The sequence below is a fragment of the Streptomyces sp. NPDC034670 genome (assembly GCF_055574875.1).
In genome coordinates this window covers 79,530-97,702 of record NZ_JBVITR010000006.1, presented here as the reverse complement: position 1 = coordinate 97,702, position 18,173 = coordinate 79,530, and the positions used below count along the sequence as shown (strand labels likewise).

General features: G+C 75.2%; 12 protein-coding genes and 1 tRNA gene. 6 read left to right on the top strand and 7 right to left on the bottom strand.

The genetic code is table 11. From position 1 onward, the window contains the following. The first annotated feature begins 40 nt into the window (after positions 1-40). From ACZ56B_RS06550 to ACZ56B_RS06540, 3 genes are all read left to right on the top strand, one after another. Complete coding sequence (locus ACZ56B_RS06550) at positions 41-1,246, top strand: DNA polymerase III subunit delta' (protein WP_468786920.1); 1,206 nt, start codon at positions 41-43, stop codon at positions 1,244-1,246. A 137-nt stretch (positions 1,247-1,383) separates the two neighbouring features. After that, positions 1,384-2,967 carry an alpha/beta hydrolase gene (locus ACZ56B_RS06545; protein ID WP_468786918.1) on the top strand — a complete coding sequence of 528 codons (1,584 nt, stop codon included), beginning with the start codon at positions 1,384-1,386 and terminating at the stop codon, positions 2,965-2,967. A gap of 118 nt (positions 2,968-3,085) precedes the next feature. After that, positions 3,086-3,162 (top strand) — tRNA-Thr (locus tag ACZ56B_RS06540). 367 nt (positions 3,163-3,529) lie between these two features. Here ACZ56B_RS06540 and ACZ56B_RS06535 read toward each other — a convergent pair. Then, complete coding sequence (locus ACZ56B_RS06535; protein ID WP_468786916.1) at positions 3,530-4,720, bottom strand: DUF6183 family protein; 1,191 nt, start codon at positions 4,718-4,720, stop codon at positions 3,530-3,532. An 85-nt stretch (positions 4,721-4,805) separates the two neighbouring features. After that, positions 4,806-8,672, bottom strand: a complete 3,867-nt coding sequence (locus ACZ56B_RS06530; RefSeq protein WP_468786914.1) for a polymorphic toxin-type HINT domain-containing protein — start codon at positions 8,670-8,672, stop codon at positions 4,806-4,808. A gap of 961 nt (positions 8,673-9,633) precedes the next feature. On the opposite strand from ACZ56B_RS06530, the gene ACZ56B_RS06525 reads away from it, so the two are divergent. Further along, positions 9,634-11,703, top strand: coding sequence for an AfsR/SARP family transcriptional regulator (locus ACZ56B_RS06525; RefSeq protein WP_468786912.1), 2,070 nt, complete (start codon positions 9,634-9,636; stop codon positions 11,701-11,703). Positions 11,704-11,715: 12 nt separating this feature from the next. On the opposite strand, the gene ACZ56B_RS06520 is transcribed toward ACZ56B_RS06525, so the two are convergent. Next, entirely contained in the window at positions 11,716-13,449 is a 1,734-nt protein-coding gene (locus ACZ56B_RS06520) for a bifunctional 3'-5' exonuclease/DNA polymerase (RefSeq protein ID WP_468786910.1), read from the bottom strand. 87 nt (positions 13,450-13,536) lie between these two features. Further along, complete coding sequence (locus tag ACZ56B_RS06515; protein ID WP_468786908.1) at positions 13,537-14,298, bottom strand: Clp protease N-terminal domain-containing protein; 762 nt, start codon at positions 14,296-14,298, stop codon at positions 13,537-13,539. Positions 14,299-14,382: 84 nt separating this feature from the next. Between ACZ56B_RS06515 and ACZ56B_RS06510 the strand changes: the two genes are divergently transcribed. Further along, complete coding sequence (locus tag ACZ56B_RS06510) at positions 14,383-15,504, top strand: DUF2786 domain-containing protein (protein ID WP_468786906.1); 1,122 nt, start codon at positions 14,383-14,385, stop codon at positions 15,502-15,504. A gap of 88 nt (positions 15,505-15,592) precedes the next feature. Here ACZ56B_RS06510 and ACZ56B_RS06505 read toward each other — a convergent pair whose 3' ends face one another. Both ACZ56B_RS06505 and ACZ56B_RS06500 read right to left on the bottom strand, forming a co-directional pair. After that, positions 15,593-16,099, bottom strand: coding sequence for a DUF4232 domain-containing protein (locus ACZ56B_RS06505; protein WP_468786904.1), 507 nt, complete (start codon positions 16,097-16,099; stop codon positions 15,593-15,595). An 86-nt stretch (positions 16,100-16,185) separates the two neighbouring features. Continuing rightward, positions 16,186-16,752 carry a hypothetical protein gene (locus ACZ56B_RS06500; RefSeq protein ID WP_468786902.1) on the bottom strand — a complete coding sequence of 189 codons (567 nt, stop codon included), beginning with the start codon at positions 16,750-16,752 and terminating at the stop codon, positions 16,186-16,188. Between the two features lie 391 nt (positions 16,753-17,143). Here ACZ56B_RS06500 and ACZ56B_RS06495 point away from each other — a divergent pair, with 391 nt between their 5' ends. Next, complete coding sequence (locus ACZ56B_RS06495; RefSeq protein WP_468786900.1) at positions 17,144-17,428, top strand: DUF397 domain-containing protein; 285 nt, start codon at positions 17,144-17,146, stop codon at positions 17,426-17,428. A gap of 133 nt (positions 17,429-17,561) precedes the next feature. Here ACZ56B_RS06495 and ACZ56B_RS06490 read toward each other — a convergent pair whose 3' ends face one another. Further along, positions 17,562-18,059, bottom strand: a complete 498-nt coding sequence (locus ACZ56B_RS06490; protein WP_468786898.1) for an ATP-binding protein — start codon at positions 18,057-18,059, stop codon at positions 17,562-17,564. Positions 18,060-18,173: the final 114 nt, after the last annotated feature.

Below are 18,173 nucleotides of genomic sequence, written 5' to 3'. Positions count from 1 at the left end.
GATCCCGCAAGCCGAACGTGACGGAAGGGCGGCGTGACCCGTGACCGTGTGGGACGACCTCGTCGGACAGGAACGGGTGAGCGAGCAGCTCACCGCGGCCGCCCGGGACGCCGACGCGTTCGTCACCGCCGCGGCGGCCGACGCGCCGCCGCCCGAGGCGTCCCGGATGACGCACGCCTGGCTGTTCACGGGCCCGCCCGGCGCGGGGCGCGACCGGGCGGCGCGGGCCTTCGCCGCCGCGCTGCAGTGCGTCAGCCCCGACCGCGCGCTCGGCGGGGCCCCCGGCTGCGGGTTCTGCGACGGCTGCCACACCGCGCTGGTCGGCACCCACGCCGACGTCACCACGGTCGCCGCCGTCGGCTCGGAGATCCTCGTCAAGGACATGCGCGACACCGTGCGCAAGTCGTTCACCGCCCCGGCGAACGGCCGCTGGCAGGTCATCCTCGTCGAGGACGCCGAGCGGCTGAACGAGAAGTCCGCCAACGCCGTCCTCAAGGCCGTCGAGGAGCCCGCCCCCCGCACCGTCTGGCTGCTGTGCGCCCCCTCCCTCGAGGACGTGCTGCCGACGATCCGCTCCCGCTGCCGCCACCTCAACCTGAGCACGCCCTCGGTGGACGCCGTCGCCGACATGCTCGTGCGGCGCGAGGGCATCGAGCCGGACGTCGCCGCGGCGGTGGCCCGCGCCACCCAGGGCCACGTCGACCGCGCGCGCCGCCTGGCCACCGACCCGGCGGCCCGGGAGCGCCGCGCCGCCGTGCTGAAGCTGCCCCTGCGGGTCGAGGACATCGGCGGGGCGCTCAGGGCCGCCCAGGAACTCGTCGACGCCGCGGCCGAGGACGCCAGGCAGCTCGCCGAGGAGACGGACACCAAGGAGACCGAGGAGCTGAAGGCGGCGCTCGGCGCGGCCCAGGGCGGCCGGCTGCCGCGCGGCACGGCCGGCGTGGTCAAGGACCTGGAGGACATGCAGAAGCGCCGCAGGACCCGGACCCAGCGCGACAGCCTCGACGTCGCCCTGACCGACCTGACCGGCTTCTACCGCGACGTCCTCGCCCTCCAGCTCGGCTCCCGCGTCGCCCTCGCCAACACGGACGCCGAGGACGCGCTCGAACGCCTGGCCCGCGGCAGCTCGCCGGAGTCCACGCTCCGCCGCATCGAGGCGATCGCCGCCTGCCGCCGGGCCCTCGACCGCAACGTGGCCCCGCTCCTCGCGGTGGAGGCGATGACGATGGCGCTCAGAGCGGGCTGACCGGCCCGGGCGACCACCCGCCCGGCGGACCCGTCGCCGCGCCCCGGTACTCCGTCCCGGCGCCCCGCCGGGAACTCGTCCGCGGCACGGCGTGTACGCAGAGCGCCCATCCCGTCGCCCGGAGTTACGCTCGCAGCATGCACACAAGGCGCACCACCCGTAGGATCCGCACCGCAGCCTGCCTGCTCGCCGCCGTACTGCTGGCGTCCGGCTGCTCCTCCGGGAGCACGCCGAACGCCGCCAGCACGGCGGCGAAGGAGAAGGCGCCGTCCCTGACCGCGCTGCCCCCCTCCACGCCGGCGGCGCTCACGCCGTACTACGAGCAGCGGCCGTCCTGGCGCGACTGCGGAGCCCCCGGCTTCCAGTGCGCCACCGTGAAGGCCCCGATCGACTACGCCGACCCGTCCGCCGGCGACGTCCGCCTCGCCCTGGCCCGCAAGAAGGCCACCGGCCCGGGGGAGCGGCTGGGCTCGCTGCTGGTGAACCCCGGCGGCCCCGGCGGCTCGGCGGTCGGCTACCTCCGGGCGCACGCCGGGACCGGCTACCCGGCCGAGGTGCGCGCCCGCTACGACATGGTGGCCTTCGACCCGAGGGGCGTGGCCCGCAGCGAACCCGTCGAGTGCCTGGACGGGCCCGGGATGGACGCGTACACGCGGACCGACGTGACGCCGGACGACGCGCGGGAGGCGGACGCGCTGGTCGCGGCGTACCGGAAGTTCGCCGAGGGCTGCGGGGCGAACGCGCCGAAGCTGCTGCGCCACGTGTCGACCGTCGAGGCGGCCCGGGACATGGACATCGTGCGGGCCGTGCTGGGCGACGAGCGGCTGAACTACGTCGGCGCCTCCTACGGCACCTTCCTCGGGGCCACGTACGCCGGGCTCTTCCCGTCCCGGACGGGCCGGCTGGTCCTGGACGGCGCGATGGACCCCTCGCTGCCCGCGCGGCAGGTGAACCTGGAGCAGACGGCGGGCTTCGACACGGCGTTCACCGCCTTCGCGCAGGACTGCGTCCGGCGCGGCGACTGCCCGCTCGGCGGCCCGGGCACCGGCCCCGGGCAGGCCGGGAAGAACCTCAAGAAGATCTTCGACGACCTCGACGCCCGGCCGATCCCCACCGGTGACGCCGACGGCCGCAGGCTCACCGAGTCCCTGGCGACCATCGGCGTGATCGCGGCGATGTACGACGAGAACGCCTGGGAGCGGCTGCGCGAGGCGCTGACGGCGGCGACGGAGGAGAACGACGGCGCCGGACTCCTCGCCCTCGCCGACAGCTACTACGAACGCGACGCCGACGGCGAGTACGCCAACCTGATGTTCGCCAACGCAGCCGTGAACTGCCTGGACCTCCCCGCGGCCTTCGGCACCCCGGACGAGGTGCGGGCGGCGCTCCCCGACTTCGAGAAGGCCTCCCCGGTCTTCGGCGAGGGCTTCGCCTGGATGGCGCTGAACTGCGCGTACTGGCCGGTGCGGGCCACGGGCGAACCGCAGCGCATCGAGGCGAAGGGCGCGGCCCCGATCGTCGTCGTCGGCACCACCCGCGACCCGGCGACCCCGTACCGCTGGGCCGAGGCCCTGGCCGGCCAGCTGTCCTCGGCCCGCCTCCTCACCCACGAGGGCGACGGCCACACCGCCTACGGCCGGGGCAGTGACTGCGTCGACTCCGCGATCAACGCCTACCTGCTCCGCGGCACCCCGCCCGCGGACGGAAAGCGCTGCTCCTAGCCGGTGCCCCCACCCCGGAGGCGGGACGGAGGGTCCGCCTCCGGGGCAGGTGCGAAGCACCCTCGGAAACTGTGTAGACTTACCGACGTTGCCGATCGCACCATGGGTGCGGGCACGCGCCGCCTTAGCTCAGATGGCCAGAGCAACGCACTCGTAATGCGTAGGTCTCGGGTTCGAATCCCGAAGGCGGCTCCACCAAGCCCCAGGTCAGGTACTCGCTGGCCGGGGGCTTTCTGGTGCGTGGGGCAGGGCGTGTCGCACGGTCGGCGCGCCGGGTCTTCGCTGCGGGGCGCCGGGCGGCCGCTCCGGGGGCGGAGGGACGGCCGGGGGAGGTCCCCTCCCCGTCCCGGGGTGCTGTCCTCCGCCGGTGTCCAACGGCACGCCGATCACCCGCCGGTACGCCTCGGGCCCGGTTTCCGCGGTTCGTGGGCGCACGAGCGTGAGCGTGGGGACGTGTCCGGCGGCCGGCGAAGCGCGAAACACCGAGACGGGGCCGGCGAGGTGGACGGCAGGGGCAGGCCGGACGGGCTGACGGGCCCGGGCCGGGCCGACCGGCCCGGTGTCAGTCGGTGTCGGTGGCCGCCAGTACCGCGATCTCCTGGCCGCCGGGGCGCAGGGCCGCGACAGCGAGGTCCCACGCCACCTGGTGGAACCAGTCGGACGTGGTGGCGATGCGGAACCACTGAGTCTGCTCGACCAGCTCCGCCACGCGGGTGAGGGGCGCGTCCGCCGGGGCGTCGGTCAGACCGCCGAGAGAGCGCCACGCGGCGAGCCTTCCGTACGCGCCGTACAGGCCGGACCCGTAGGCCGGGGCACGCACCGCCGCGGAGAGCAGGACCCGTAGCACCGCGTCCGGGGCCGACGCGTACAGCCGGGCCGTGGACGCCCCCTCCGGCCAGGGGGCCAGCGGCAGACGTTCGAAGACGGCCGCGAAGTCGTCGGGTGCCACCGCGTCCGGCGACCAGAACTCCTGTGCGGCGACCGTCCCGTTGGAGTCGGAGCACCAGTGCTGTACCGCGGCGGCCATGACCTCGGCCTTGGCGTCGCCGGAGATCTCCGTCATGTCGATGCCCGCCGTGCGCCGCCGCGTCGACGGTGAGGCGTGGAGTTGGGGCCCCTCGAAGGTGACGGAGGGGGTCACCGGTACCACCCACGTCCAGGTGTCGTCCGCCCGCGGGGGCCGGCGCAGGCCGCGCTCCGCCGGCAGCAGGCTCAGCGGCAGCGCCGCGAGGGGGTGGCCCTCGGCGACGAGCCGGTCCCTGAAGGAGCGCAGTGCCGGGTACTCCTCGACCGGGGCCGACGTGAGGACGAGCTCGTGAAGGAGACACGCCCTGAGTTCGGGGGAATGGACCGAGTCGGACGCCTCATCGAACACCACCTCTTCGATGTCCTCGATCCGGTGGCCGTGGGCGACGAGGGCCGCCAGCCGCCGTTCGGCCCGCAGCGGATCGGAGCCCGCGGCCGGCAGGGAGGCCGGCAGGCGCAGCAGCGTCCGCAGGCTGTCCCGCCCCGCGCGGGCCGACAGCGCGCGCAGGATGCGGTCCAGGATCACCTCGTGCTGTCGCGGGACGCCCTTCCCGGCGGCGGCCCCGGCGGCGATCTCCTCCCCGAGTCCGCCGACCCAGGTGAACCGGCCGGCGGAGACCTGCTCGTCGACCGCCGCTCCGATGAGCGCCAGGTCCGCGGCGTCGGCGGTGGAGAGGCTCGCGGCCGTGGCACGGCCCGGGGCCGTCGGGGCGCTGTCCTCGCTCATCACGCACGAACCTCGTTTCGACTGGCGCGGCACCGACGGCTTGGCCGGCACCGGGCGGTGCCGGCCAAGTCTAGCTACGGCGTCATTAGGGTCTCGGCACCGGATAGGCGCTCAGGAACAGGCCGGTGTTGGGATCGACGGCGACGCGCATGTGGTCCTCGCCGTTGGTTCCGATCGCCCTCCCCATGGGGAAGATGTACACCGCGTCGTCCCCGGGGACCCTGATCGCTTCCGACTGCTTGGCCCACGCCTCGTCGACCAGGTCGAAGAGCTTGTTCGGGTCCTTCTCGACGAAGACGGTGTGCGTGGCCCTGTTCGGGTTCGGGACCGTGTGGGCGAGCAGGTGGTCGATCTTGTGACCGTGCCTCCTGTCCGGTCCGTAGACGAGACCTCCCGGCGACACGAAGTGGTCGCCGCCCATGTCGGCGAAGGTGACCGGGCAGGTCGCGTTGTGCACGAGGACCGGGGTCCGGCCCGCGAGCACGTAGTAGGTGTGGGTGTTCCGCACCGACAGGTTGAACACCTGCTGGACGCGGTTCCGGTCCTGCGTCGCCACCACCGCGGCCGTGGTGCCCTCCGGGGTGCGGACCCGGTCACCGGGAACGACGTTCTCCGCGGTCACCCAGGCCTCGCGGTCGGCCAGCCAGACGGGGTGGGCGGCGGTGGCGGTGAAGGTGCCCGTGGCGTCGCCGGCCGCGCCGTCCTCGTCGACCGTGATGCTCACCAGGTGCTTCTGCCCCGTACTGCTGAACAGCTGGTCGACCGGGCGCGGTGCCGTCTCGTCCGTCACCGGATCGGTGGCGAGGACCCTGTCGCCGACCCGGACGTCCTTGATGGGCTTGGTCCGGCCGTCGGCCAGCAGGACGGGGGTCTGCGGTGTGAAGCTGTTGCACTTCCGGAAGACCTTGCTGCCCTTGCTGAACAGCGACTTGAAGAAGCCGGTCGCCTTGTCGCCCCACTTGCCGAACTTGACGGCGCTGGCCCCGTAACCGAGACCGGGCACGGCGGCAGCGCAGGAAAGGGCCGCGTCACCCATGGCGTCCGACTTCCCGGACGCCGTCTCACCGCCGTACCAGGCGCAGTTGGCGCCGTCGGCGACCTCACCGAAGCCGGGGACCAGGCCGAGGACGTCGAGCGCGAAGTGGCCGCCCTCGGAGAGCACCGCGCCCCAGTCGATGTCCTCGCTCTCCCGCAGCCAGTTGTTGAACTCCTTGATCTCCTCCCTGAACTGCTTGGCCTCCTCGCTCCTGAGCTTGGCCAGTTCCTCGGCCTGCTTCTTCTCCACGGCGGTGACCAGGGCTTCCTTGGCCGCCTTCTCGGCGGCTGCGGAGTCCTTGCCCGCCGCCTCGGCGGAGGCGCGGGCGGCGTTGGCCGAGGCCCAGGCGTCACTCGCGGACGCCTGCGCGGATGCGGCGGAGGCCTCCGCCTGTGCCGCGGAGTTGGTCGCGCGCCGGGCGGCGTTGTGGGCGTCGGCCTCGGCCGCGCGGGCGGTCCTGGCGGAGTTCGCCGCGTCGGCGGCGGACGCCTCGGCGTCCTTGGCCGACTGGCGGGCCTGATCGGCGTACTTGCCGGCCTGCTCGGCGGACGCCTCGGCCTGCTTGGCGTACTGCGCGGCCTCGGCCGCCGCCTTGCGGGCCTCGGCCGCGACCTTGGCGGCCAGGGCCGCGTTCTGCTGGGCGGTCGCGGCCACGCTCGCCGCTCCGGCGATCAGCCGCTGGACCCGGGACACGTGCGTGGCGGTCAGCAGGTCCTTGCGCTGCGCTGCGTACTGACCGACCTCGATGAAGTCGTGCAGCATCTCCGGCGGCCCCTCCAGGGCGACCCGGGCCGCGGCCTTCACCTCGGGCGTGCCCTGGCTCATCAGCTGCACCGCACGGACCCGCTCGTCGCTGGTGCGGGCCGTGTAGTAACCGGCGGCGACGAAGTCGCGCAGGGCCTCGGTCGTACCGGCCTCGAGGGCCGCCTGGCCGTCCTTCCTGACGCCGGGGCCGGCGCCGTTCATCAGCTGGACGACCCTGACGCGGTAGTCGTTGGCGGCTGCCTGGTGCTGTCCCGTCTTCAGGAACGCGCTGATCGTGGCGGCGTCGCCGCCGAGCGCGGTCTCAGCGGCCGACCGTACGGCCGGGTACTCCGAGTCCCAGGCCAGACGTGCGACACGGTCGGTCTCGTCCTGGCCGCGGGCCAGTTCGAGGCCGGTACGGACGTACTCCACGACCTGGCCGTCGGAGCCGGACAGGGCGACCTCGGCCGCCGTGGTGCTCCACGGCCCCCGGGTCCTGGCGATGTGCAGCGCGACCTTGCGGGCCTTGGGCGCCACCGCTGTGACGTCGATGTCCGGCTGCGCGACCTCGGCCGCGAGGCGCTCGGCCTCCGCGTCGAGCTGCTTCGCCTGCTCGGCGGCCTGCTGCGCGGCGGCCTTGCGCTCGTCGACGGCGATCTTCGCTGCCTTGGCCTCCTCGAGCGCGGTGGTGGTCCGGTCCGCCAGCTCCGCGGCCTCGACCTCACGCGCCAGGTCGAAGGTGGCGCGGGCCTTGGTGACCGCGTCCGTCGCGGCGTCGGCCGCGGTCTTGGCCGCCTCGGCGTGCTTCCTGGATTCCGCGGCGGCGGTGGCCGCGTTCCCGGCGTGCTCCGCGGCGGCCTCCGCCGCGTCGGCTGCCTTCTTGGCGTGGTCCGCGGCCGCGTTGGCGGCGTCCCGGGCCTCGAACGCGGCCTTGGCGGACTTGGCGGCCAGGGCCTGCGCCCGGTCGGCGGCGGACGTCGCGGCGGCGGCGTGCCGACGTGCGTCGGCGGCTGCCGCCCTGGCCCGCTGGGCCTGGGCGCTGGAGACGTTCGCGTGGCCGCTGGCCGCTTCCGCGGCGGAGGCGGCGGCGTTCGCGTTGGCGCCGGCGCTTGCGGCGGCCTTGGCGGCATTGCCGGCCTCGGTGGCCGCCGTGCCCGCGAACTCGGCCGCCCGGGCAGCCTTCTTGGCCCCCTCGGCAGCCCTGTTCGCGTCCTCGGCGGCCTTGCGGGCGGCGGACGCCTTGGTGGCGTCGGTCGCCGCGTCGGCGGCGGCGTTGCGGGCCCGCGATGCTGCCTGGGCGGCCGCCGCGGCTGCGGACGCGGCCTGGGAGGCGGCGTTGGCGGCAATGCGGGCCGAGGTGTTGGCGGCGCGGGCGGAGCTGATCGCCTGCTGTGCCGCCTTGGCCGCACCACTGGCGGCGTCGGCCGCGCGGCCGGCGGCGTTGGACGCCCTCTTCGCGTCGTCCTTGGCCGCCTCGGTCTCGGCCGCGGCCTTCTCGGCGGCCTGCTTGGCGAGCTTGGTGGCGGCGATCGCGCGCGCCGACGCCTCCTTGGCGGCGTCGGTCTCGACCTTGGCCTGACGCCCGGCCTCCTCGGCGAGTGTGGCGAGTTCGGCCACCGTGGCCAGCTCCTGATCGCGGGCGCGTGCGATGTGCTGGCCCACCTCCAGGAATTCGCGGACGTCGTGGATGGAGCCGTTCATCGCGACCCTGGCGGCCTCGCGCACGGCGGGTCCGCCGGTGCTCAGGATCTGAACGGTCAGTACCCGGTCGTCGGACTCGCGGGCGGCGTACTGTCCCTCGGCGATGAACGCACGTACGTCCTCGATGGTGCCGTTCATGGCCTTCGTGCCGGCGGATTTCACCCCCGGCCCACCGGCGGAGATGATCTGCGTGGCCCACACCCGCTGGTCCTGCTCGAGCGGTTCCTTCCAACCGTCCTTCAAGAAGGCGTCGAGCTGGTCGGGCGTCCCCGCCAGGGCCCGCTCCGCGGCTGCGCGCACCGCGGGCCCGCCCGCCGAGAAGACCTGGACCGTGGCCACCCGGTCGTCGCTGAGCTGGGCGATGGCGTGCTCTTTGTCGAGGAAGTCGCGGACGTCCGCGTCGGACCCCAGCAGGGCGACCTCGGCGGCCGCCTTGACGCCGGGCCCGCCGGCCTTCCACAACTCCAGCACCCGGCCGCGATCCGTCGGCGGAATGTGGTCCGGACTCTCGCTCCGTGTGGTTCCCGCTGCTGCGACCGCCGTAGCGGGAGCGGATCCGATGAGCCCTGCGACCAGAGCCAGGAACAGACCCAGGCACAGCGTGCGCAGCGCGGCCGGTGCTCCTGCTCCTCGTATGGCTCTCCGGTGATTGATTCCCCCCGGTACGTGCACGCTCGCGCGCGACGTACCGCGTCGGAGGCGATTTCTTCGTCTCAAGGAACGAGTACCCCTCATCGTTGCCGGCGGCTTCCCTGACCGGTCTGCGGCTTTGACGTGAATCTGAGCGGAAGCCGACGCGGGGCAAGCCGGGACGAGGGCGTGCAGGCAGTCGTTCGTGGCCGCGCCGAGCGGCCGACCGAGGAGGACTCCCGTGGTCGGTGCGGAAGTGCACCGCTCGCGCCGTGATCACCCCGGCCGAGGACCGATCGTAAGGTCCAACTAGGGTGATTTACAAAGAAATTGACAGTGCTTTACCTCATCTTTGCGCGTGCGGGTGAGGGGATTCCCCGCCGTCTCGCGCACCGGCCCGAGGGGTCGTACGGGGGCTTGGAGGAAGCCGGCGGGGCCGCGGACGACCAGGGCGACCGCGTCCGTGCCGGGGCGGCCGCCGGCCGTTTGACCCGGGGGGCAAAAAATCCGCCGGAGGGCGGGGGACGAGGGTCCCGGCCGTTCACCTCTGCCGACCGGGGGCCCTCGTGCGCGGACCGGGACGCGGCGGCGACACTCCCCCGAGCTGCGCGTTCCACGCGCGCGCCGTCGTGCCGGATCCGATGTAGTGATCACATCAGATGTTGCCAACGGATCGCTAACATGTGGCCCGCGGTTTCCCGCCGGGCCGTTCGGGACCGGCGGTGACCGGCGGTCGGGCGGACGCCGGGGGTCCGTCGTGTCCGGAGCGGGTCCGGGATCTGGCGGAAGGCAGTGGTGCGGCGTGACACGGCGCGAGCTGCGGTTCGGCCTGCTCGGGACGCCGGTTCTCTACGAGGGCGGCCCGGAGGGGGCGGACCGGGACGGCCCGGAGGACGGTCCCCGCCCCGACGGCGGGCGGTCCGCCCGGTCCGTGCGGACGCCCCGGCCCGTCGGAAGCCCCAAACTGCGCCTCCTGCTCGCCGTGCTGCTGCTCGACGCGGGGCGCGCCGTCTCCGTCGAGGCACTGAAGGAGGCCCTGTGGGGCGGGGCGCCGCCGCCCTCCGCGCAGCCCTCGCTGCACAACCACGTGGCCCGGCTGCGCCGGCTGCTCGACGATCCCGGGCGGCTGGTCACCGTCCCGACCGGGTACCTGCTGCGGGTCGGGGAGGGGGAGCTGGACGTCCACGTGTTCGACGCCCATGCCGCCGCGGCCCGGGCCGCGCACGCCGGGCGGGACTGGAGGCGCGTGGTGCGCGAGTGCGCGGCCGCGCTCGCGCTGTGGCGCGGGACCCCGCTGGCCGGGCTGCCGCCCGAGGCGGGCGGGTACGCCTTCGTACGGCGGCTGACCGAAGCACGGCTGCTGCTCCTGGAGCGGCGGTACGACGCCGAACTCGCCCTCGGCGGGGAGCGCCCGGCCGGACTCGTGCCCGAGCTGACGGCGCTGGCCGCCGAGCATCCGCTGCGGGAGGCGTACCACCGCCAGCTCATGCTCGCCCTGCACCGCACCGGCCGCCGGGCCGAGGCCCTGGCCGTCCACCGCGACCTGCGGACCCGCCTGCTGGAGGAACTCGGCGTCGAGCCGGGGGCGAAGGTGCGGGAGGCGCACATGGAGGTGCTGCGGGGGTCCGCGGAACCCCTGGGGATCACCGGGGTGGCCGGGGCGGCCGGGTCCGACGCCGGGCCCGCGGGGCCCGGGACCGCGTGCGCCGTGCCCGGCGCGCCGGCCGAAGCGGCGGGGGCCGGTTCCGGTGCCGTCGACGCGTCCGCGCGGCACGAGCCGCCGGCGCACGCCGCGCGGCCTGCGGGCACCGGGACCGCGACGCCCCGGCCCGCCCAGCTGCCGCCTCCTCCTGCCCACTTCACCGGCCGTACCGAGGTGCGGGGCGAGCTGTGCCGGGTACTGGCTCCCCGTTCCGGCTCGGCCGGGCCCGCCGTCGCCGTCGTCAGCGGTATGGCCGGCGTCGGCAAGAGCGCGCTCGCGCTCCAGGCCGCCCATGCGCTGGCGGAACGTTTCAGCGACGGTCAGCTCTACGTCAACCTGCACGGCGCGACCCCCGGGGTGGCCCCCCTCACCCCCGCCCAGGCCCTCGGCTCGCTCCTCCGTGATCTCGGCACCGGCCCCCGCGGCGTCCCCGAGGGCCCGGACGCCGCGGCCGCGCTGCTGCGCTCCCTGCTCGCGCCGACCCGCACCCTCCTGGTGCTGGACGACGCCGCGACCGCCGCGCAGGTGCGGCCGCTGCTGCCGGCCGGGCCCGGCTGCGCGGTGATCGTCACCAGCCGCTCACCGCTCACCGCGCTCGACGGGGTCGCGCGGTTCCCGCTCACCCCGCTGACCGACGAGGACAGCGCCGCCCTGCTGCGCGCGGTCTCCGGCCGCGACGAGCTCGGCGTCGGTCACCCCCTCGTCACGCTCACCGGCCGGCTCCCCCTGGCCCTGCGGGTCGTCGCCGCCCGGCTCGCCGCGCGACGGGTCCTCACCCCGGACGCGCTCGCCGGGCAACTGTCGGTCAGGGACAGCCGGTTGTCCCACCTGGAGTACGACGACCTCAGCGTCCGCCGCTCGCTGGGCGTCGCGTACGACGCGCTCGCCGCCTCCGAACGCGAGGCCGACCGGGACGCGGCCCTCGCCCTGCGCCACATCGGGGCGCTCGACCTGCCCGCGTACGGCGCGCCCTTACTGGCCCGCCTCACCGGCACCGACGAGCGCCGCGCCGAGGCCGCGCTGGACCGGCTCGTCGACGTGGCCCTGCTGGAGGAGACGGCGTACGGCCGCTACGTGCCCCACGACCTGGTCCGCGACTTCGCCCGCGAGATCGCCGGGGCCGCGCGGCCGCGGGAGCGGCCGGCGGGCGGGGCGCACGGTCCCCGCTGATCCCGCGCCCGGTCACTTGGCGTCCGCGTAGCACTCCACCACCGCCGTCGTGAACGGGAAGCGCACCGGTGTCCTTCCGAACGTCAGCCGGCCCGCCAGGTCCGCGGCCTCCCGGATCGCCGCCACCACCGCCCCGGCCTCCTCCTCGGGACAGTGCACGATCACCTCGTCGTGCTGGAAGAAGACCAGCTCGGCCGCCTTGTCCCACAGCGCCCGCCGCAGCGCGGCGAGCAGCAGCAGGGCCCAGTCGGCGGCACTGCCCTGGACGACGAAGTTGCGGGCGAAGCGGCCCCGGGCCCGGGCGTCGGTCGAGGCGTAGCCCGGCACCCACGGCCGGCCGCCGCCGGCCTCCTCCTCGTGGGCCCCGGGTCCCCCGAGGGCCCCCGGGTCCCCGGAGCCGCCGGCGACCGGGATGCCCGCCTCCTCCGCCGCGTCGTCCGTCGTGCGGGCGGCCGGCGGACAGGTGCGGCCCAGCCAGGTCCGCACGAGCCGGCCCTCCTCGCCCGCCCGGGCGGCCTCGTCGACGTAGGCCACCGCCCGGGGGAAGCGGCGCCGGAGCGCGGCGAGGTTCTTCAGGCCGTCGCCCGAGGTCTGGCCGTAGACCGCGCCGAGAACGGCCAGTTTGGCCCGGTCGCGGTCGCCGGAGAACGCGCGGTCGGACACCGACTGGTACAGGTCGGTCTCCCGGCCGGCCACCTCCATCAGGCCGGGGTCGCGGGAGATCGCCGCCAGCACCCGCGGCTCCATCTGGTCGGCGTCGGCGACGACCAGCCGCCAGCCCGGGTCGGCGACGGCCGCGCGGCGGATCACCTTGGGGATCTGCAGGGCGCCCCCGCCGTGGGTCACCCAGCGGCCGGTCACGGTCCCGCCCGCGTGGAACTCGGGCCGGAACCGGCCGTCGCGCACCCAGTCCTGGAGCCAGGACCAGCCGTGGGCGACCCGGATGCGGTACAGCTTCTTGTACTCCAGCAGCGGTCTCACGGCCGGGTGGTCGACGGACTCGAGCTCCCAGCGGCGGGTCGAGGAGACCTTGACGCCGGCCTGCGCGAAGGCCTTGACGACATCGGCCGGCAGGTCGGGCCGCACCCGGCGGCCGAAGGCGGCGGACACCTCGTCGGCGAGTTCGGCCAGCCGGCGCGGCTCGCCGCCGCCCGCGTACCGCTCGCCGAGCAGGTCGTGCAGCACCGCGCGGTGCACGTCCGCCCGCCAGGGCAGCCCCGCGCGGTTCATCTCGGCGGCCACCAGCGTCCCCGCCGACTCGGCCGCGAGCAGCAGCCGCATCCGGTCCGGGTGCGCGGTCGCGGCGGCCCGCCGCTGCTGCTCGGCGTGGACGGCGAGGAGGTCGGTCAGCGGCAGGGGGACGCCCGCGGGTTCGAAGAGGGGGGACTGCGCGCCCGGTTCGGCCGGGCGCTGCGGCGGGTCGGGCGGTACGGGGCCGCCGCGCAGCCGGGCCAGGGCGGCCGCGGCCGAACGGGGCTCCCCGTACCGCCCCTCGTGGCCGAGCAGGAGCGTCTCGACGGCCTCGACGTCGTGGCACCGCTCGACTCGCACCCCCGCGGCGAGCAGACGCGGGTAGACCTCGGCGGTGGACCGCCACACCCACCGCGTGACGCCGGGACGGCTCCGCACGGCCTCGGCGGGATCCGCCTCCCGCCGCACCGGGCCGGCGGGCAGCCCGTCCGGGCCGAGGGGGGCGACGTCCACGCCGCCGTCCTCGGCCGGAGCGAGCGCCCACCGGTCGGCCATGTGCGCGAGTGTGGCAGGGGGGTCTGACAACGCCCCGCCCGTGCTCCGGGCGCGGCCCCGGAGCACGGGCCCGGACCACGTCCCGGATCAGTGCTCCCCCTGGGTCCCCTGCTGCTCGCCGTCCTCCTTCCGCGTCTCCAGGAACTGCGCCAGCAGCTCGGTGACGTACCGCTCGGTGGCGTCCTTACGGATGCCGAGGCCGCTGAGGACGCCCTCGCCGTTCTCGTGCTCCAGCAGGGCGAGCAGGATGTGCTCGGTGCCGACGTAGTTGTGGCCGAGGCGGAGGGCCTCGCGGAAGGTGAGTTCCAGGACCTTCTTGGCCGCCGGGCCGTACGGCACCAGCTCGGGGGCCTCCTCGACGGCCGGCGGGAGCGCCGCGGCGGCGGCCTCGCGGACCGCCTCCAGGGTGACGCCCTGCTCGGTGACCGCCTTCGCGGCGAAGGCCTCCGGCTCGGCCAGCAGGCCGAGGACCAGGTGTACGGGGACGCCCTCGGCGTTGCGCGCGGCCTTGGCCGCCTGGTGGGCGGCCATCACCACGTTGCGGGCGCGGGGCGTGTAGCGGTTGAAGCCCTGTGCGGGATCGAGGTCGACCCCCTCCTTCGGTACGAAGCGCTTCTGCGCCGCCTGCCGGGTGACGCCCATGCTCCTGCCGATGTCGGTCCAGGAGGCGCCCGAGCGCCGGGCCTGGTCCACGAAGTGGCCGATCAGGTGGTCGGCCACCTCGCCGAGGTGCTCACCCGCGAGCACCGCGTCCTGGAGCTGTTCGAGGGGTTCCTCGTGGACCTTCTTGATGGCCGAGATGAGGTCGTCGAGTCGCACGGACGACGTGATGTCGGGGTCCTTGGTCATGTGTCAACCTTAAGTTGACACCTCTAGGGTGTCAACCATGAGTTGACACCCTCGGGTGGTCCTCCGGCATGGCACGATCGGCCCGTGAGCACGTCCAGCACCGTCGACCGCGCCTTCCGCGCCGCCCTCCACGACACCGCCGACGAGACCCTCGACGCCGGCGCGTCCCTGCTCGCCGCGGATCCCGCGGCCGACGACGAACTCGCCCGGCGCGGACAGGAGCTCGTGGCCGCCGCCTGGCGGCGCGGCTGGCAGCCGGCCGACGTCGTGCGGATCGTGCGGCGGGAGCTGGACGAGGTGCACGTACGGCTCGTCTCGGCGCTGATCCGGGCTCAGGCGCCGCACGACCGGCCCCGCGGCCCCCGCTGGAACGCCCAGCTCGCCGGGCTGGCGGCCGGGGAGGCGCCGCGCGCCGACCGCTTCTCGTACGCCACCGCCGTCCTGGAGCTGTACCGGCTGCTGCTGCGCCTGCCCGCCCTGGAACCCCTCGACGAGGCGGAGGCGGGCACGGGAGCGGGTCCCCGGGACCGGCGGCCGGAGGCCCGCCTGCTCGGCCGGATCCGCGCGCTGCTGGCGAAGGCGGAGGCCACCGGTTTCCCCGAGGAGGCGGAGGCGCTCAGCGCCAAGGCGCAGGAACTGATGGCACGGCACAGCGTCGACGAGGCGCTGCTCGCGGCGCGGGCACCCTCGGGCGCCGTGCCGGACGCCTGCCGGATCGGGGTGGAGCCGCCGTACGAGCAGGCCAAGGCGGTGCTGCTGGACGCGGTCGCCGGCGCGAACCACTGCCGGGCCGTGTGGAACGAGGCTCTCGGCTTCTCCACCGTCGTCGGCTTCGCCTCCGACCTGGAGGCGGTCGAACTCCTCTACACCTCCCTGCTCGTGCAGGCGACGACGGCGATGACCCGGGCGGAGGGGGCGCAGAGGGCGGGCGGACGCAAACGGACCAAGACCTTCCGGCAGTCCTTCCTCGCGGCCTACGCCCACCGCGTGGGGACGCGTCTCGCGGCCGCCGCCGAGAGCCAGGTGAGCGACGACCTGCTCCCGGTGCTCGCCTCCCGCGAGGCCGCGGTCGCCGACCGGGCGGACCGCCTGTTCCCGGAGACGACGACCACCCGGCTGCGCGGGGCGAGCGACGCGGCGGGCTGGGAGGAGGGCACCCGGGCCGCGGACGGCGCGCGGGTCGGCAGGCGCCCCCGTCTTCCCTGAGGGCTCCCCGGAACGGGCTTCCCGAGCCCTCCGCGAGTCCCCCGGGACGGACGGGCCGGCGGGACGGGGGAGGGGCCCGCCCGCCCGCTCAGTCGCCCGCCTGCTGGTAGGCGCTCACGAAGGCCTGGTGCCCGCCCTCGCCGTCGGACGCGACCGGGCCGTACGACCAGCGGAAGCCGCGGGTGCCGCCGCCGGGGAGGGCGACGCGCAGGTCCTCGGCGTCGAGGGCGCCGTCGCCGCGCGGGCCGCGGACGTAGGTGATGCCGAAGGAGGCGGAACCGCCCTCGGCCAGGGTCAGCTCCTGCGCCGTGGCGCCCTCGGCCGGCGGCAGGTCGAGGGCGGCCCCGTCGGCGCCGGTCAGCCGCACCTCGGGAAACCCCTCCAGGACGCAGGGGGCGCCCCCGTTGGTGAGGCTCACGGGCACCTCACCGGTGTCGCCGGCGGCCGGGGCGGCGCTCGCGGGACCCACCTCCACGCTCACCTCGTCGAGCGAGCACGCCGTGCTCTCCGGCTTCCCGTCGTCACCGGTGTCGCCGCAGGCGGCCAGGAGGAGGAGTGCGGCGAGGGCGGAGACAGCGGTCGGTGTGGCGCGCATCGGGATCCTCCGGGGTCGTGGTGGGACCCCCAGATCATCACGCACGCGGTGCCGCCTTCGCCGCCGTCCGTGCCGATCGGCCGGGGCTACGACCCGGGTCCCTCCGTCGGCAGTCCGCCGCCCTCGGCCTTCGTGTACGTCTCGGTGCCGACGGCGCCCTCCCACGTCACCTCCAGGGAGGAGGAGCCGACGGAGCCGACCGTGCCGTGCACCCGGTCCCCGTCGCCGTCGGCGCACCCCAGGCGGATCGTGTACGTCCCGGCCTCCTCCCGCGCGGTGCCGCTGCACAGGGTGCCGCCGGTGGTGAAGAGGGCGGCCCGCCCGCCGGTGAACGCCAGGACCACGGGCCTGCCCCCGGTCGTGGCGAGCCAGCTCCCCTCGAGCGCGCCGGCCGGAGCCGTGCTCGCGCCGGGGCCGCCCATGCCGCCCCCGGCGTCCGGGGTCGCCGTGGCGGGCGGGGCGGGGGGAGCGGAGTCCCCGCCGGAGCCGCCGCCACCGTCGTCGTCGCTGCACCCGGTGAGGACGAGCGCAGCCGCCAGTCCCGCGGCCGCGGCCACCGCGCGCACCCGTCGGCGGGGCGCCGCGCGGGGCGGGCGCGGGGGCGCCGAGGAGGTCACGGGGGTCACCGGAGCCGTCGGAGTCACCGAAGTCATGCAAGCCCCCCAAACTGTGGCCGGCCCCGTGGGCCGGAACGACGGGCAGCCAGCTAACAGGACCCGTCCGCGCCCCACCAGCCCCCGTGACGCACCTCGCACGGCCCGCGGGGAGAAGAAGGCGGGGGGAGCGCACGCCCGACGGCACGGGAAGGAAACACGGGGGAACACGAGGGAACACGACGGCCCCCGTCTGCGTCTCTAGGGGAGCGGGGCGGGCAAAGCGTCCGTCAAACCGTTCACCCTGCGGCCGACAGCGCTGTAACGGCGGCGCCACCCCGCGTGCACGTGCATCTGCTCCTGCATATGCACATGAACAAAGCTATGATCCGGGTCAGTTGACCACTGCATCAATGGCCACACCAGCCAGTGCACCAGCGGGGAGCGACCTGTGGACCACGACGTGTACGACGGCGAGGGGCACGCCGGTGCCGACCTGTCCGGCGTGTACAACGGCATGGCGGCCACCCGGCTGGACGGAGTGGCCTGGCAGAAGAGCCGGCACAGCAACTCGCAGGGCTCCTGCGTGGAGTTCGCCCGGCTGCCCGGCGGGGAGGTGGCCGTGCGCAACTCCCGCTTCCCCGACGGTCCCGCGCTGGTCTACACCCGCGCGGAGATCGAGGCGATGCTGCTGGGCGTGAAGGACGGCGAGTTCGACCACCTCGTCGCCGGCTGACCCGCCCCGGGGCGGGCGCCCGGGCCCCGGAGCGTCCCGCACGGCGTCCGGGAGGCGGTGCCCCGCGGGGAGGAGCGGCGCCGGGAAGCGCTGCCTCCCGTCATGCGGCACTCCGGTCACGTGCCGCGTTCCGTCACGCGCCGGTGCAGGTGTGCGCGGTGGGACGCTTGAGGCGGAACAACGCCCAGACCACCTTGCCGCTGAGCGCGCCCGCCAGGGGGTGCCAGCCCCAGCCGTCGCTGAAGGAGTCGACCAGGAACAGCCCGCGGCCCGACTCGGCGGAGAAGTCGTCCGAGTCGCGCGTGACGGGGCTGTCGTCGCTGGGGTCGCGCACCGCGCACACCAGCCGCTCGGTCCACCGCATCAGGTGCAGCCGCACCGGCGGCTCCTGCTGCCCCAGCCGGGGGGAGCAGGCCGGCAGGCCGTGTCGCAGGGCGTTGGTGACCAGCTCGGAGACCACCAGGCACACGTCGTCGAAACGGTCGTCGAGGTCCCACTGGCCGAGGGTCCCGCGAGTGAATCTCCGGGCCTCGCGCACCGCTTCGTACCGGGCGGGAAGGGCGCAGGAGGCGGCGTCGGACGCGGCCGCGAGGTTCAGCGGCGGAAGGCCCTGCCGTAACGGCTGGAGCATGGTCGATCCATTCGTCCCCATGCGAGGCACTCCCGGAATTCGCGGTCGTAGCGATACGGCGGTGGTGCAAGGGCCATGGTTTCGGATGCGTACGGCGGATGCAAGGGCAGATGC